This window comes from Blautia sp. DFI.3.45 (assembly GCF_020593505.1).
Lineage (GTDB): Bacteria > Bacillota > Clostridia > Lachnospirales > Lachnospiraceae > Blautia_A > Blautia_A wexlerae.
The window spans coordinates 1-264 of the sequence record NZ_JAJDMI010000224.1 but is presented as its reverse complement, the minus strand read 5'-3'; the positions used below and the strand labels follow the sequence as shown (position 1 = coordinate 264).

General features: G+C 31.4%; 1 pseudogene. It reads right to left on the bottom strand.

What is annotated here, in order from left to right:
• Nucleotides 1-82 (bottom strand): annotated as a pseudogene (locus LJE09_RS17680) (MarR family transcriptional regulator); the annotation flags it as partial.
• Nucleotides 83-264: the final 182 nt, after the last annotated feature.

Below are 264 nucleotides of genomic sequence, written 5' to 3'. Positions count from 1 at the left end.
TCTTTTCACTGAGAATCTTCTCGAAAATCCGGTCTCCAAGCTGTTTTATTTTGGTGACAAGAAATCCTCCATTCATTTCCATACAAAAGCTCCTATATAATAGTTTATTAAAAAACATACTATATAGGAGCTTTATTGTCAAGAGTTTATATTTCTTAATAGGTAAATTCCGTTTTTTTCAATTCTCCAAACTGGAAGTTGTCAATTTTTTATATATTTTTGATCAGTGTCAGGAATCGTATCTTCTGACCGATATCGCTCTAC